Origin of the sequence: Synechococcus sp. PCC 6716 (assembly GCF_022570815.1) — a bacterium.
Lineage (GTDB): Bacteria > Cyanobacteriota > Cyanobacteriia > Thermosynechococcales > Thermosynechococcaceae > Thermosynechococcus > Thermosynechococcus lividus.
In genome coordinates this window covers 26896-43174 of sequence record NZ_JAKLTU010000001.1, presented here as the reverse complement: position 1 = coordinate 43174, position 16279 = coordinate 26896, and the positions used below count along the sequence as shown (strand labels likewise).

The following is a 16279-nucleotide window of genomic DNA, read 5'->3' as shown; positions in this document are numbered from 1 at the left end:
CCGCTCCCCTTAGAGATTCTGAGCCGTTGTTCCCAGCCATGCCTCGAGGTGGGCACGCTGCTCTGGCGTTGCCTGGGCACTGCACCGCAGCTGGTAGTGGGGCTGGGGCGGTTCTAGCACAAGGGTGCCCGAGTGCAATCGTTGATCATGACACCACGTTACCTCAACGGCTTGCCCTACCTGACACTCGCGGAGGTAGTCTGACCACTCCTCCCCCTGTACCCGCCAACCATTGAGGGCAATCATTTCGTCTCCGGGCACTAACCCTAAGGCTTCCGCTGGGGAGTGGCGCAGCACAGCTTTGATGTGCAGTGCTCCCCTGTCTTGCTTAAACTGTAAACCGGTGTAGGGGAGGGCGTCTTGTGCCACCAACTCCAACCCCACTTGGCTGAGCCAATCCCCTAGGGGCAGGTCATCGGTACCGTCGAGGAACGCCTGCCGCCAGCTCTCTAAGTTTTCATCCGCTACCGTTTCAATGGTCTGCCATAGCTCGTCGGGGGTATAACCGGCTTGGGTGTCACAGAACTGCTGCCACAATCGCCGCAGTACATCCACAAGGGAGCGCTGATGGTTAAAGTTGAGGCGAATGCGCAAATCCAACAGTAAGGCAACAAGTTCTCCCTTAAGGTAGTAAGACATCTGGGAGTTGAGGCTATTTTCGTCGGGGCGATAGAGCTTAATCCACGCATCAAAGCTAGCCGCTGTCAACGACTGCACGTGGCGACCGGGGGTCTGGAGATAGCGGTTAATACTTTGCCCAAGGAGCTTCAGGTAATGACTGGCATCAAACACCCCCGCCCACAGCGGAATCAGCTGATCTAGATAGCTGGTTACCCCTTCGACAAACCAGAGGCTGGTGGTGTAGTTCTCATTATCGTAGTCAAACTCTGCTAGGGCTTGGGGACGAATGCGCTTGACATTCCACAGGTGTAAAAACTCGTGGGCAACCAAGCAAAGGAAACGACGATACTGATCTGGTTGCTGGAACCCAAAGCGATCAAACAACAATGAGCAACTGTTCGCGTGCTCTAGACCGCCATAGCCCTTGTGGGTTAGGTGCAAAATAAACACGTAGCGATCGTAGGGCAGCCCCCCCAAAAGCGCTGCTTCGGTACTGATAATGCGCTGAAGGTCGGCGATCGCCCGCGTTGGCTCAAAATTACCCTCTCCCCAGACCGCTAATTCGTGGGGTTTGCCTGCCACCTCAAAATAATAAACAGAGTGCGTCCCCACTTCAAAGGGGCTATCGACAAGCTGATCGTAGTTTGCCGCCCAAACCGTGAAAGGATCCTCTCCCCAAGGATCAAGGGGAGTTGTTAGCCGCCAATGTGGCGGGGCTGTCACCGTTACCGTCAGGGGACGATCTCGATACTCTGGAGCGTAGAGGCACACCGCCGCAGGATTAAAGTAGGCATGGCTGCGATCAAGATGATTGGTGCGTACCGATAGCTCGTGGGCATAGATGGCATAGCGCACTTGGATCGCCTCCCCCGGAGAGCATGCCACCTGCCACTGATTTTTGCGGCACTTCCACCATTCCCGCGGCGCACCATCGATAGTGGTAACAGCAAAACTCTCAAGATGGCGGGCGTATTCCCGTACTAGGTAAGAACCGGGGGTCCAAACGGGTAAGTGTAGTGCTAAGACATCACTCTGCGGTGCCGTCAGCCGTAAGGTCACCTGTAAAAGATGGGTATGCCCCTGCTGGCAATCAATGAAATAGGCAACTGCCGGAGGCTGAACCGACCCTCGGGATAGGGAGGAGTCAATCGTCGTCTGAGTCATACCCCTAGTTTAAGCGACCTTGAGAAGCCCCACCTATCATTGCTTAGAGTTTGACCTCAATGTCAACACCCGCAGGTAAGTCTAATTTCATCAGAGCATCGATGGTTTTGGGGGAGGGCTGATAAATATCGAGGATGCGCCGATGGGTGCGGGTTTCAAAATGTTCGCGGGAATCTTTGTCAACGTGAGGCGATCGCAGCACACAGTAAACTTTGCGGCGCGTCGGCAGCGGAATCGGGCCGACTGGGGAAGCTCCTGTTCTTTTAGCCGTATCCACAATGCGCTCGCAAGACGTATCGAGTAAACGATGATCAAACGCCTTCAGACGAATGCGAATTTTTTGCTGTTGTAGAGTTGCCATAGAAACGACCGTTATTTTTCAAGGTTCAGTGAACAAGACACAAAAGAGGCCGCTAAACTTCAGAAGCTAACGGCCTTCTTCATCAGCTATTTCAGGATTTTCGAGACAACACCGGCGCCGATGGTACGCCCCCCTTCACGGATGGCAAAGCGCATCCCCTGCTCAATGGCAATGGGCTGAATCAGTTCCACGGTCATCTTGATGCGATCGCCCGGCATCACCATTTCTGCTTCACTGCCATCATCAGCAGTAAAGGAGGTAATTGTACCGGTCACATCGGTGGTGCGCACATAAAACTGAGGGCGATAGCCAGCGAAGAACGGAGTTTTGCGCCCACCCTCTTTATCGGTAAGGATATAGACTTCCCCTTCAAACTGGGTATGGGGCGTAATAGAACCGGGCTTGGCCAACACCATTCCCCGCTCCACATCTTCCTTTTTCAGGCCCCGCAGCAGCAGACCCGCGTTGTCCCCAGCGATCCCTTCGTCCAAGCTCTTCTTGAACATTTCAATACCGGTCACTGTGGTGGAGCGAGTTTCTCGCAGCCCAACCAGTTCAACGGTTTCATTGATTTTGATCTTACCGCGCTCAATCCGACCCGTTGCCACCGTACCGCGACCCGTAATCGAGAACACGTCTTCAACCGCCATCAGGAAGGGCTTATCCACATCCCGCTGTGGCGTTGGAATAAATTCATCCACAGCATCCATGAGTTCGTAAATTTTATCGACCCACTCATTTTCGCCCCGGGTGGTTTTCGGATTGGCGGTCATTGCTTCAAGCGCCTTCAACCCCGAACCACGAATAATCGGAATATCATCCCCAGGGAATTCGTACTCACTCAGGAGTTCCCGCAATTCCAATTCCACCAGTTCCAACAGCTCTTCGTCATCCACCATATCCACCTTGTTCAGGAAGACAACGATGCTGGGAACCCCCACCTGCCGTGCCAGCAGAATATGCTCCTTGGTCTGAGGCATAGCCCCATCGGTTGCTGCCACCACCAGAATGGCACCATCCATCTGCGCCGCACCCGTGATCATGTTTTTCACGTAGTCGGCATGACCAGGACAGTCCACGTGGGCATAGTGGCGTTTTTCGGTTTCATACTCAACGTGAGCGGTATTGATGGTAATCCCGCGAGCTTTCTCTTCCGGAGCCGCATCAATTTCATCGTATTTGCGGGCAGCAGCCTGACCCAGTGCTGCCAAGGTCATCGTAATCGCTGCTGTTAGCGTGGTTTTACCATGGTCAACGTGACCAATGGTACCGATGTTAACGTGGGGTTTTGTGCGTTCAAATTTAGCGCGTGCCATGTTGTTCCTCGTATAGACTATGCGTTCCCTTTATTTTTGGCAATGATCGCCTCAGCCACATTACGGGGGACTTCCTCGTAATGGCTGAATTCCATCGAGAAAATTCCCCGACCTTGGGTATTCGAGCGGATATCAGTGGCATAACCAAACATCCGTTCGAGAGGGACTTTGGCGGTCACCTTGGCAATGCCACCGTCCACCGTTTGCCCCTCAATTTGACCACGACGGGAGATCAAATCCCCCATCACTGTCCCAAGGAATTCTTCTGGAACCTCGACCTCGACCTTCATCATAGGCTCCAACAGAACCGGATTTGCTTTCATCACCGCTTCTTTAATGGCCATGGAACCAGCAATTTTGAAGGCCATTTCCGACGAGTCAACGTCGTGATAGGAACCATCGACTAAGGTGACTTTGAGGTCAATGACGGGATACCCCGCAAGGATGCCAGATTCACAGGCCTCTTTCATCCCTTGTTCCGCCGGTGCGATGTACTCTTTGGGAACTACACCACCAACAATTTTCGAGACGAACTCAAAGCCTGTGCCAGGCTCCGCTGGTTCAACTTCAATCACCACATGGCCGTACTGACCTTTACCGCCACTTTGACGAATGAACTTGCCTTCACTGCGAGTTGGCTTGCGGATGGTTTCCCGATAGGCAACCTGAGGCTGACCGATGTTTGCCTCCACTTTGAACTCCCGCTGCATCCGATCCACAAGGATTTCAAGGTGCAACTCACCCATCCCCGCAATCACAGTTTGGTTGGTTTCGGGATCCACACTCACGCGGAACGTGGGATCTTCTTCCGCAAGGGACTGCAAGGCTTTAGAGAGTTTTTCCATGTCCTGCTTGGTTTTCGGCTCTACAGCGACAGAGATGACGGGTTCTGGCACATATAGAGATTCTAGGATCACAGGGGCGCTTTCGTCACAGAGGGTGTCACCGGTGAAGGTATCTTTTAAGCCCAAGGCCGCACCGAGATCCCCTGCGCGCAGCTCATCAACTTCAATGCGCTCATCGGCTTTTAAGATAATCAAGCGAGAGATGCGCTCTTTCTTGCCTTTGGTGGCGTTGAGAACGTAGCTCCCTTTTTTGAGCACCCCTGAATAGACCCGCACAAAGGTTAGCCGGCCGTAGGGATCCGCCATGATCTTAAAGGCCAAGGCCGCAAGGGGCTGATCATCATCCGCTGCTCGCTCTACTTCGGTACCATCGGGCAAGTGGCCTTTGATGGCGGGGACATCGATGGGAGCAGGCAAATAATCCACTACCGCATCTAGTAACAGTTGCACGCCTTTATTCTTGAAGGCGGAGCCACAGAGCATCGGTACAATAGCACCACTAATGGTGCCTTTGCGCAAAGCAGTGCGAATTTCCTCTTCTGTGAGGTCTTCCCCTTCGAGGTATTTTTCCATCAACACATCGTCGGTTTCGGCCACGGCTTCGACTAGCTTGGTACGAAATTCTTCGACCTGCTCTGCCATGTCCTCAGGAATGTCGGTATCTTCAATTTCTTTGCCCAAGTCATCTTTGTAGATCTTGGCACGCATCCGCACGAGGTCAACAATCCCCAAAAACTGATCTTCAGCGCCAATGGGCAGTTGAATGGGAACGGCGTTTGCCCGCAGACGATCAAGGATTTGGCTATAAACTTTGTAAAAGTTTGCGCCAGTCCGATCCATCTTGTTGACAAAAACAATCCGCGGCACGTTGTAGCGATCGGCTTGCCGCCACACGGTTTCTGACTGAGGTTGCACCCCGCCCACAGAGCAAAAGACGGCAATCACCCCATCGAGCACCCGCATGGAGCGCTCTACTTCAATGGTGAAGTCCACGTGACCAGGGGTGTCAATAATATTGATCTGGTGATCTTTCCAAGAGGTACTGATGGCTGCTGCCGTAATGGTGATTCCCCGCTCCCGCTCTTGTTCCATCCAGTCGGTCACGGTGTTTCCCTCGTGCACTTCGCCAATTTTGTGCACCACACCGGAATAGTATAGAATCCGCTCGGTTGTGGTTGTTTTACCCGCATCAATGTGAGCGGCAATCCCAATATTTCGCACTCGCTCCAGCGGGGTCGTCCGTGCCACAGCTACCTCCTTATTTGTTGCATTGCGTTAGAATTCTTAACTAATTGTATCCAACTCTTTGACGGGTTGTTGCATTTTGCGGCGTTTAATAGCGATAGTGGGCAAACGCTTTATTCGCTTCGGCCATTTTGTGGGTTTCTTCCCGTTTACGGATGGTGCTACCGGTTTCATTCGCTGCATCCATCAGTTCGTTGGCTAGTTTGGCAGCCATGGAACGACCTGCTCGCTTGCGGGAAAACTGCACTAACCAGCGCAATGCTAGGGCAATGCCGCGATCGGGGCGTACTTCCATAGGAACTTGATAGGTAGCGCCGCCAACCCGCCGGGCTTTGACTTCTACAAGGGGGGTGGCATTTTTGATGGCGCGCTCAAAAAGTTGCAGGGCATCTTCTCCGGTTCGCTCTTCTACTGTTTTCATCGCGCTATAGACGATACGGCTGGCTAGGGATTTTTTGCCGTTCAGCATGATCCGCTGGATCAGCATGTTCACCAAAATGTTGTTGTACACCGGATCAGGGGAGGTGGGGCGTTTTTGAGCGCGAGTGCGACGAGACATAGGAGTTTTGCGTTTGCTCTAGTGGATGATGAATGGGGCCAATCTAGGGTGGACTGAGTTAAAACTAGGAGGATAGAACTATTTCTTCTTGCCGGTGGCAGTGGCTTCACCGGGTTTTGGGCGCTTGGCACCGTATTTGGAGCGACCTTGCTTGCGATCTTTGACCCCAGCAGTGTCGAGGGTACCGCGAATAATATGGTAGCGAACACCGGGCAGGTCTTTGACCCGGCCACCACGAATCATAACAACGGAGTGCTCTTGTAGGTTATGGCCAATACCGGGGATATAGGCGGTAACTTCAAAGCCAGAAGTAAGGCGTACCCGTGCGACTTTGCGCAGTGCCGAGTTGGGCTTTTTGGGCGTGGTGGTATAGACCCGGGTACAGACACCGCGCCGCTGCGGACAGCTTTTGAGGGCTGGTGATTTTGTTTTCTTTTTCAACAGTTCCCGCTCTTGGCGGATAAGTTGCTGGATGGTGGGCATTGCTGCTTACGTTAATTTCACCGAACTTCTAGTGTATCGAGGTTAAAGTGACGTTGTCAATGCCACGTTCACTGAGGGGGCGGAACGTCCTATCTGCCTATGGGGCGGGGTAGGTGATGGAGGGCTGGCTTACATTGTGGGGTGGTGCTGTTCGCTGTAGTGGCTCAGCAGGCTGAGGGTGGCGATCGCCGCGGTTACGGCTCGGAGAGTGCGCCGTCCTAAGGAGAATTCTTGCCAACCAGCACTGAGGACTAAATCCAGTTCTGGGGTTGTCCAACCGCCTTCAGGCCCGATCGCCACGGCAATTGGGGCGTTAAAGTTCATCCCTGCTAGGTAGTCGGCGAATAGGGTGGTAGCGCGCAGGCTGCCAATATAGCCCTGGGGGGCAACCTCAACCATGGCGGGCACCGTTAACGGATCGGTAATTGTGGGTACGTAGAGGCGCTCGGATTGTTCGGCAGCTTCTTGGAGGATGCGCCGCCAGCGTTGATATTTATTGGCACTGGGCTGGAGGAGCGATCGCGCTGTGCGGATGGGGATAATTTGCCTGACCCCTAGTTCGGTGGCCTGCTGGAGCACCTGTTCAAAGGTTGCCGTTTTCAATAGAGCTAGGCAGAGGATAATCTCCGTGGCTAGTTCACTGTGGCCGCAGTGGGCGTCTAGTAACTGAACCGTGGTGCGATCGCCCCCCAATTGCGCCTGCCAGCGGTGACCGTGGCCATCCAGAATCCACAGGGGATCAGTGGGTTTTAGGCGCAGCACATGGTGGAGGTAGTGGGCTTGGGCAGGGGTTAGGGTAACAACCTGCTCCTGAATTTGGCTTGGGTCAACCACCAAGCGTTGGGGCGATCGCATGGGAGGCTAAGGAGTGGCGTAGCTAGTTAACCACTCTACTAAGGTGCGCACAGGATAGCCAGTGCCACAGGGGTTATTGTAGCCATCTTCTTTTTCAGTCCAAACTGGCCCAGCAATATCCAAGTGTGCCCAAGGGGTGTTGTTGACAAATTGCTGTAAAAACAGGGCGGCTGTAATGGAGCCAGCGGCGCGTGGGCCTGTGTTTTTCATGTCGGCCACTTGGGATTTCATCCCTTCAAAATACTTGCTTTCTAAGGGCATTTGCCACAGCTTTTCGCCGCTGCGATCGCTGGCCTGTTGCAGGGCTTTGGCTAAGTCAGCATCGTTACTCCAGAGTCCGGCAATCGTGTCCCCAAGGGCAACAATGCAAGCCCCCGTCAAGGTCGCCAAATCCACAATGGCATCCACTCCTAGCTTTTCGGCATACACTAGGGCATCGGCAAGGGTGAGGCGGCCTTCAGCGTCGGTATTATTCACTTCAATGGTCTTGCCGTTAGATGCCGTCAGAATATCCCCCGGATGCATCGCCCGGCCACTAATCATGTTTTCGGTGGCAGCAACAATAAAGTGAACCTCAATACCTGCGGGTTTCAATTGGCCAATGACTTGCGCTGCCCCCAGCACTGCGGCGGCTCCCCCCATGTCCATCTTCATGGTTTCAATGCCGCCTTGGGTTTTGAGATTGAGGCCACCGGAATCAAAGGTTAGCCCTTTACCGATGAGGGCAATTTTTTTCTGAATTGGCTCGGCGCCAGTGTAGGTGAGGTGGATGAACTTGGGTGGCATCTCTGAGGCTTGGGCAACCCCTAAAAAAGCACCCATCCCCAAGGCAGCACAGTCGTCCCGCTCGAGAATTTTGGCGGTGAGGCCATGGCGATCGGCAATGGTTTGAGCTGTTTCCGCCAAAGTGACTGGAGTAACCTCGTTGGCTGGGGCATTCACCAGTTCCCGCGCCAGAATGACGCCATCGCAGATCTGTTGGGCACGGGCGATGGCTGCCGTCTGCTCCCCTAGCCCTAAAAGGCTAACGCTGTCTGGGTAGGGCAGGAGTTTGCGTGCTTCTGGATCAGACTTAAAGCGCAGATCACTGTGCAGGGCTAGGAGCACTCCCTCGGCTAAGGCTTGGCTCATTTCCCCCCAATCCATGCTCTCGGCAGGGGCAGTAATGGCTAGGGTTTTTGCCCGTTCGCGACGGGCGGTTCGGGCAATGGTGGCGGCGGTGCGGCGCAGGGTATCCAGCGTAAATTCATCGCGACTGCCCAACCCAATCAGAAACAGCTTTTTAATGGGAACGTTCGGTAGCAACCGGATGAGCAACGATGTACCGGCTTTGCCCTCAAACTCACCGTCGTTAATCATCTCCTGCAGCAGACCATTGAGGCGTTGGTCAAGCTGGATGTAGGGATCGGTGAGGGTCAGGGTACCTTCGCTTTGAAAAAGGGCGATCGCCAACAAATCACCGGACCAGTCGGGGATAGGTGTAGAAACCGTTTGCAGTTGCATTACGTTTTTAGGTCTTTTACGTTGAATGGCTCAATTTATCTTGCCTCACGGCATACCCTGCCGTCTAGAGCGGGGGGATGGCTCCCGCTAGCGATGAATCGGCACGCTCTTGGGGTTTAACTGCAATCCAGTACTTGCTCATGAAGTGGTGCTGCACCTCCTGCACCACCAGACCAGCTTTTTCTAGACGATGGTTGAGATCATCTTCAATATAGTTGCGGTAAAAGGGTTCATGGAATAGGTTGGCAAAGTTCTCCATCATAGGCCGCTGCGCTGGTGAATCAATGGCCTGAATTGAATCGCAGATGACAAATATGCCGCCGGGCTGGAGCACCCGTGCGCATTCGTCAATCACCTGTTGTCGCACGGGAGCTGGCAGTTCATGGAAGAGGAACACGCAGGTAATGGCATTGAAGTAGTTGTCAATGTAGGGCAATGCCTCGGCGCTACCTTGAATGAGTTGAGGGAGGTCTCCCACTTGCTCGGCCAGTAAGCTGTTGGCTTTGCGCAGGTAGGTGGGGGACAAATCAATGCCAAACAGGGCTGCCTCTGGAAATCCGTAGCGCAATTGTTTGAGGGTGCGTCCTGTGCCGCAGGCAACATCTAGAACCCGCACTGGTGGGGTGGGGGGAAGGATCTGCAGGTGCCGAGCAATGGGGGCAATAACCCGCCGCCGCATCGCGTCCGCTGTGCCGCCAAAGAGGATTTCGACCTGTAGATCGTACAGATTGGCCGAGGTTTCGCTGAGATAGCCATCGGTTTGGTAGTGGAAGTTTTGGCGGTAGTACTGCGGATAGGCATCTAGGGAAATCGTGTCTGCAAAATCCTGAAACCGCCGCGATCGCGCCCGCTGCCACATTTGGGGTAAATCCAGCCACAGAACCGGATAAAACTGCCAAAATTCCTGCCAAAGCCCATCAAATAAAAGGCTTGCCGGATAAAATCCAGCGGCGGCATCCTGCCAGTCACTATTGAGCAGGGCTTCGTAGCGCTCCTTTAACCAAGTCTGCAATTCGGGGCTGAGGGGCTGTGTGCGCTCTTCTGTGGGAAAAAGGCTGTTAAACAGGCGTGCACTCAGGGTTTTGTGGGCGATCGCTAGGATATTCTTTCCCCACTGGACAGCTTGGTAGCTCGACCGCAAGGCTTCGTTGATCAGCGGCAGATCAGAGGCAAAGGGCGCAACGTGCATGACACTTCACTAAACTTCATAATTCTTGCTGTTTCTTACTATACCGCTTATTTTTCAAGCGACTCCTTGGCCACCCATGCAGCGGATAGTGCTTCAGCTAACGTTACCCATCACTTGACAGGGTATCTGGAATCCGCCGCTGCGCAGTGATGATGTTCGTGAAATTGCCTGTAATCAGGGCATGATGGTTTAGAATCGCTCGCAATAGGGGGAAACCCCCCGTAAATTTGAGGACATGCATCGATGAAGCTACGGGAACTTCTTAATGCTGCCCAGATTGCTACGACAATTGAGCATCCTGCGCTGGAGCAAGAGGTGCAGCACCTCAGCACTAACTCTTGGGACTGCCAAGATGGGACGTTATTCATTGGTATGCCCGGTACCCGCGTTGATGGCGGCAATTTTTGGCCTAGTGCCTTAGCGGCAGGGGCGATCGCTGCGGTGGTGTCTCCCCAAGCAAAGGCCAATGACGGCAGTGCCTGTGTCATTGTGGTGGAGAATGTTGAGCGTGCCTGTGGTGCCTTGGCTGCGGCATTTTACAACACGCCTGCCCAACGTCTGAGCCTGCTGGGGGTAACGGGCACCAATGGTAAAACCACCACAACCCATTTGATTGAACATCTGTTGAGCACGGTGGGGTATCCCACGGCACTCTTGGGTACCCTCTACAGTCGCTGGCCGGGGCATTATGAAGTGGCCAGCCACACCACCCCCTTTGCGGTGACGCTGCAAGAGCAGTTGGCGGCGGCAGTAGCAGCGGGGTGTCGTTTTGGGGTGATGGAGGTAAGCTCCCATGCGCTGGCGCAGGATCGGGTCTGGGGGTGTCAGTTTGAGGCGGCGGTGTTTACGAATTTGACCCAAGATCATCTGGACTATCACCGCGATTTAGAGGATTATTTTGCGGCCAAGGCCAAGCTATTTACGCCAGAGTACCTGAAGGGGAAAGCCATCATTAATCGAGATGATCCCTTTGGGCAGCGGCTGGCGCAGCAATTAGCTCCAGAGCAGGTCTGGACCTATGGCCTTGGGGAGGGTGCTGACTTTACCGCCCTGGATCTCACCTATCGGGTGAATGGTGTCACCGGAACGCTGCACACCCCCATCGGCACGGGAACGCTAAACTCGCCGTTAGTAGGGCAGTTTAATGTGGCCAATGTCCTGGGGGCGATCGCCATGGGGGCAGCGGTGGGACTGCCCTTAGAGTCAATGCTAAAGGCGCTGCAAGATTTTGGCGGTGTACCCGGTCGCATGGAGCAGGTGCGTATTGCCCCTGACCAAGATATTACGGTGTTGGTGGACTATGCCCATACGCCGGATAGCCTCGATAACTTATTGCGGGCAGCGCGTCCTTTTATTCCCGGTCGCCTTATTTGTGTGTTTGGCTGTGGGGGCGATCGCGATCGCACCAAACGACCACAAATGGGCGCGATTGCTGCTCGCTTAGCGGATCAGGTGGTGGTGACCTCCGACAACCCGCGCACCGAAGACCCACACCGGATTTTGGATGATATTATCGCAGGAATTCCGCCCCAAACCCCGATGATGGTTGAAGCCGATCGCCGTACCGCTATCATCTCTGCTATTCTAGACGCCAAGCCAGGGGATGGGGTGGTGATTGCCGGTAAAGGTCACGAAGACTATCAAATTTTAGGGACGGAAAAAGTGCACTTTGACGATCGCGAAGAAGCGCGAGCAGCACTGCAACAGCGACGGGAGCGCGGCTAACATGCCACAATGAGGGATTGTTGTGGCTCAGTGAGCAGACTGTGATTGAGGCCGAGGTTCACCGCCAGTTACGGGCGTTTTTACGCCACAGTGGCGATCGCCTACGGCGCGCCCATCTGGGCGATCGCCTGTGGCCGCACCATCTCACCTTGGCGCGATTAGTGGCGCGTGCCTTGCGGCTACGGCGGGGGTGTGTGCTTCAGGTCACTGCACGGGCAGCTTGGCAGCATTGTTATGGCCTGAGCTATTTACTGCCTGCCCTGCTCTATCCCGAACCCGTTCTCGTCGTCGTGCCCGAGCAACGATTGGCGACCCTCCTGCACCAAGAAATTCCAGAGTTACTTTCCTTCCTAGCGGTGACGAAATCGGTACAGCGCGGCGATCGCTGGCCAGTCGGCTTCACCGGGGTGCTGGTGATGAGCCTCGAGGAGTGGGTGGCAGCACAGCTTGGCACGGCTTCCCAGTTACTGCCTGAGGCGGTTGTCACCCTCATTGATGGTGTTGAAGAACTACCCAGACTCAGCCAACAGTACTTGACCTGCGAGATTGGGGCAGCGGATTGGGAGCATCTGAAATTAGCGGCTCCTGCTGCCCTAGAGCAGATTCGCCATACCTATGCCCAGTTGGCACACCAGCTTTTCCAACGCCCCAGCAACCCCTACGGCGATTATTTACTGGCACCTCTGGAGCGGCAGCTTCTGCAAACCCTCTTGGATCATTGCTCGGCGACGTTGCCCCCCTGTTGGCAGCAGCTACAGGCCTATTTAGGCCAGCCAGATACGGTGCTGTGGAGCCGTCGCCATCCCACTGCTGGCTACTTTAGCCTCCATAGCCACCCCCTCAACCTACGCCCCTATTGGCAACCCGTTTGGCTTTCTGCGCCCTTTGTGCTCATTGGCAGCGGCCCCGATGCTGAGCCACCCTTAGCCTATTTGCAACACCAGTTAGCGATTCCACCGCAAACCACCGTTAAGTTCAGTAGCGATCGCCATAGCGAAGCCATCACCCTCTACATTGCCGAAGATTTACCCTTGCCCAATACGCCAGCCTTTGCAGCAGCCACCCTCAGACGGCTCTACGATCTGATTGGCCGCGTTGGGCATCAGTCGGTGGTGGTGATCGTGCCCGATGTGCCGCTGCGGGAGCAGTTAGCTACCCAGTTGGCGGCGCTCTATGGCTCGCGCGTTCAGTTAGATACCCTGAGTGATCAGCCCCACCCCATTCTGGTTAGCAGCCCCACGTTTTGGTTGCAGGCTGCGCCGCAGTTTCCCTGCCCCACCCTATTAGTGCTGACTACCTTGCCGTTGCCTTCACCAGAAAAGGCGCTAGTCAGCGCTTGCATTGACTGGCATAAGCAACAACAGCAAGATTGGTTTCGCCATTATTTACTGCCGGAATGCCTGACCCTGCTGGATCGGATCATTGCGCCCCTGCGTCAAGATGAGCCTTGGGTGGCTATTTTAGATCGGCGGCTGACCGAACGCACCTATGGCCGCGATATTCTCCAGAGTTTGAGTCCCTACAACCGAGTTAGCGATCGCGCCCTGCTGCTATCACCCCATTGAGGTTGCCACTGCGAAACCCTTCTAGATCAAGGGTTACGTAGGTAAAGCCCAAGGATTGAAAATAGTGCACCAGTTTTTCTAAATCGGTTTGGTGAATAAATTCAGGGATTTGCGCTTGGGGGATTTCAATGCGCGCTGTGTCACCATGGCTACGCACGCGACAGGGTTCCCAGCCCTGCTGTCGCAGATAATACTCGGCCTGCCCCACTCGCTGTAGTTTTGCAAGGGTAATTGCCTCCCCGTAGGGAAACCGCGAACTGAGGCAGGGTTGGGCAGGCTTATTCCACCACGGCAACCCCAAGGATTTGGCAATTTCGCGCACCTCTAGCTTACTGATCCCCACTTCCGCAAGGGGCGATCGCACCCCCCGCTCCTTGGCAGCGGCAATGCCCGGACGATAGTCTTGGAGGTCATCGGCATTCACCCCATCCACAATGTAGTCGTAGCCCCACTCTTGGGCAAGCCCTCGCAGGCGATCGTGCAACTCACTTTTGCAAAAGTAGCAGCGATTCACCGGATTGGTCGCATAGTTGGGATTCTCAAGTTCGTGGGTTTCAATGAGTTCATGGCGAATGCCAATGGCCGCTGCTTGAATGCGGGCATCTTCTAGATCCGCAGGAAAGAGCGAGGGAGACACTGCGGTAACCGCCACGGCGCGATCGCCTAAGACATCCTTGGCCACCTTTGCCACAAGGGTACTGTCAATACCACCGGAATAGGCAATCAGCGCTTGCTCCAGTTCCCCAATTAGGTGCCGTAGGGCAGCAAGTTTTTCAACTCCCATAGCAAATCTCCTTCACTAAAGGAATTATGGCGTAACCGTCGCCGCCGGCGAAGACGGAACCTCTGAGACTTCCTCCAGCCAAATTTGATCACTGCGGGGATCAACCCGACTGGCGCGCACTAGCAGCGATTCACCCAAGTTTGCTTGGCGCTGCAAACGCATGGCCAACTCTACCCCCAAATCTTCTAAGAGCACTAAACCCAGGTTCTCCTCTGGTCGCAACCAGCGCAGTAAGATTCCCCGCCACACTTCATCGCGGTGGCGGCGCAGGTACTCAAGGCACCAGTAGCGATTGGTTTGTCGCTCCACTAAGGATGACTCTTGAATGGAGGAAACGAGTCGCAGCAGTAGTTCGTTCAGTTGATCTGGGGTAAGGGGGGGTGTTTCGCCGCGCAGATGGGCTTTAATTTGGCGGTGCGCCAGCAAATCGGTATAGCGACGGATTGGGGAGGTTACTTGGCAGTAGGCATCTAAGCCTAAACTGGCGTGGGGGTTAGGCTGGGTGCTCATTTCACTGCGGGGCATACAGCGACGAATGGCACAGTCGCGCACGACGCCAGCGGGAAGTTGGCGTAATTCGTCGTCGGGGGGCAACTCTGGTGGAGATTGACAGCGAAAGGGCAAGGGAATCCCTTCGCGCAAACCGTAATCCGCTGCTACTTCGCCAGCTAAAATCATCATTTCCGCAACCAGTTGTCGCGCTGGCGAGTCCCGCAGCGGGGAGATCTCCACCTCCTCACCGGCGACCTTAATACTCGGCTCAGGAATATCAATACGGATGGCGCCGCGCTGTTGCCGCCATTGGCTACGGCGGTTGCCCCAGTGGGCGATCGCCAGCAGATCGGCTTCGGCGGGCACCGCCTGCTCTAAGATCATATCCACATCATCGTAGCTTAGGCGGTAGGTGGGGCGAATCCAGCTTGGGCAAATTTCGTATTCGAGGACTTCGCCGCTCTCGGCCAAGAGGATGCCAAAACTCAAGGCACAGCAGAGACGCCCTTCCACCAAGCTCATCGGGCCTGTGGCCAACTCCGAGGGAAACATGGGAATGATGCCCGTGGGTAAATACACGGTCGTGGCGCGGCGGCGGGCTTCATGGTCTAGCACATCATCGGCCATCACCCAGCGGCTTGGATCCGCAATATGAATCCACAGCTTTTGGCGATCGCCCACGACTTCAACACTCAAACCATCGTCAATTTCTTGGGTACTTTCATCGTCAATGGTATAGACCTTCAGATGCGTCAGATCCCGGCGTAGGTCAGCATCTATATCCGTTGGTGGTGAGTTTAGGCAGTTATGAGCCACATCAAGTACCTTGGCAGAAAATTCAACTTGAATCTGGCTACGGCGCAGAAAAAGATTTTCGTGCGTTGACCACAGCCCCAAATCCACCAGTAGTTGAAAGGCACCAAGGGGTTGAGTGGGTCGCTTTAGTTGACGGAGTAACTCCACCGCACCTTGATGCTGGGCACTGGTTTCAATGGCTATAGCATAACGCTCTAATTGTTCAAGGCGCTTGCGATCTCCTGCGGACCACTGCACCGCCTCTCCCGCCAAGGCCTGGGCTAAATGTTCCGTGAAGGTGGCCTCCTCTGCCAAGCGTTGGGCTTCCTTCTCATGTTGGTGCTTTAGCTCTGCCACTTGAGCCACAGAGCGAGGCTCGTACACCTCGCCTTTGAGTTTGAAATAAAAACGGTCTTCACTCAGTAAATAATAGGCCGCGTAGCAGGTGGCGGCAGTGGTTTCGCCAAACAAGAGTTCCGCTAACCCCTGCGGGGTAATGGTACGCTGCTCTTCGCGGATAATTTCCCATGCGACTTCAAGGCTCTCAGGATCAAGGAGGGACTGCACCTGCTGCCAAAATGCAGGAATATCTTGGGGACGAAACCGTTCATGGGGAACGGTAAAGGTAATGTGGCGAGGATGTAGGGTATGGGATTGCAGGTGTTGATCCATAGCAATCCACAGCTTTTTACCTTCAGGGCGATCGATGGTCGCTAACCGCCGCTGATTCTGTACCCGAAACTCAATGAGGGTGCCTTTCTCCACAGATGCTGCGCC

At 54.6% G+C, this 16279-nt stretch carries 13 protein-coding genes; 2 read left to right on the top strand and 11 right to left on the bottom strand.

Annotated features, from left to right (window positions below; translation table 11 throughout):
- Positions 1–9 precede the first annotated feature (9 nt).
- From L5220_RS00215 to L5220_RS00175, 9 genes are all read right to left on the bottom strand, one after another.
- Complete coding sequence (locus tag L5220_RS00215; RefSeq protein ID WP_499570877.1) at positions 10–1785, bottom strand: M61 family metallopeptidase; 1776 nt, start codon at positions 1783–1785, stop codon at positions 10–12.
- A 43-nt stretch (positions 1786–1828) separates the two neighbouring features.
- Complete coding sequence (gene rpsJ, locus L5220_RS00210) at positions 1829–2146, bottom strand: 30S ribosomal protein S10 (protein WP_099798386.1); 318 nt, start codon at positions 2144–2146, stop codon at positions 1829–1831.
- An 86-nt stretch (positions 2147–2232) separates the two neighbouring features.
- Complete coding sequence (gene tuf, locus L5220_RS00205; RefSeq protein ID WP_099798387.1) at positions 2233–3462, bottom strand: elongation factor Tu; 1230 nt, start codon at positions 3460–3462, stop codon at positions 2233–2235.
- A 17-nt stretch (positions 3463–3479) separates the two neighbouring features.
- Positions 3480–5555 (bottom strand): elongation factor G, encoded by a 2076-nt coding sequence (gene fusA / locus L5220_RS00200; RefSeq protein ID WP_448525451.1) that lies wholly within the window; start codon positions 5553–5555, stop codon positions 3480–3482.
- A gap of 85 nt (positions 5556–5640) precedes the next feature.
- Entirely contained in the window at positions 5641–6111 is a 471-nt protein-coding gene (gene rpsG, locus L5220_RS00195; protein ID WP_099798389.1) for a 30S ribosomal protein S7, read from the bottom strand.
- Positions 6112–6189: 78 nt separating this feature from the next.
- Positions 6190–6594, bottom strand: a complete 405-nt coding sequence (gene rpsL / locus L5220_RS00190; protein WP_099798390.1) for a 30S ribosomal protein S12 — start codon at positions 6592–6594, stop codon at positions 6190–6192.
- 129 nt (positions 6595–6723) lie between these two features.
- On the bottom strand, positions 6724–7449 hold the full coding sequence (locus L5220_RS00185; RefSeq protein ID WP_099798391.1) for an RsmE family RNA methyltransferase: 726 nt from the start codon (positions 7447–7449) through the stop codon (positions 6724–6726).
- 6 nt (positions 7450–7455) lie between these two features.
- On the bottom strand, positions 7456–8952 hold the full coding sequence (locus tag L5220_RS00180; protein ID WP_499570874.1) for a leucyl aminopeptidase: 1497 nt from the start codon (positions 8950–8952) through the stop codon (positions 7456–7458).
- Positions 8953–9016: 64 nt separating this feature from the next.
- Positions 9017–10141, bottom strand: a complete 1125-nt coding sequence (locus L5220_RS00175; RefSeq protein WP_499570873.1) for a class I SAM-dependent methyltransferase — start codon at positions 10139–10141, stop codon at positions 9017–9019.
- A 243-nt stretch (positions 10142–10384) separates the two neighbouring features.
- On the opposite strand from L5220_RS00175, the gene L5220_RS00170 reads away from it, so the two are divergent.
- Together L5220_RS00170 and L5220_RS00165 are read left to right on the top strand one after the other, a co-directional pair.
- Positions 10385–11866: a UDP-N-acetylmuramoyl-L-alanyl-D-glutamate--2,6-diaminopimelate ligase gene (locus L5220_RS00170; RefSeq protein WP_499570871.1), complete on the top strand. Its 1482-nt coding sequence runs from the start codon at positions 10385–10387 to the stop codon at positions 11864–11866.
- 41 nt (positions 11867–11907) lie between these two features.
- A complete protein-coding gene (locus tag L5220_RS00165; RefSeq protein ID WP_499570869.1) occupies positions 11908–13431 on the top strand; it encodes an ATP-dependent DNA helicase in 1524 nt (507 codons plus the stop codon).
- Here the strand turns inward: L5220_RS00165 and larE are convergent.
- Together larE and L5220_RS00155 are read right to left on the bottom strand one after the other, a co-directional pair.
- Complete coding sequence (larE, locus tag L5220_RS00160) at positions 13397–14215, bottom strand: ATP-dependent sacrificial sulfur transferase LarE (RefSeq protein WP_448515153.1); 819 nt, start codon at positions 14213–14215, stop codon at positions 13397–13399. The genes L5220_RS00165 and larE overlap by 35 nt on opposite strands.
- A 24-nt stretch (positions 14216–14239) precedes the next feature.
- Positions 14240–16267, bottom strand: a complete 2028-nt coding sequence (locus tag L5220_RS00155) for a ribonuclease catalytic domain-containing protein (RefSeq protein WP_499570867.1) — start codon at positions 16265–16267, stop codon at positions 14240–14242.
- Between the last annotated feature and the right edge of the window lie 12 nt (positions 16268–16279).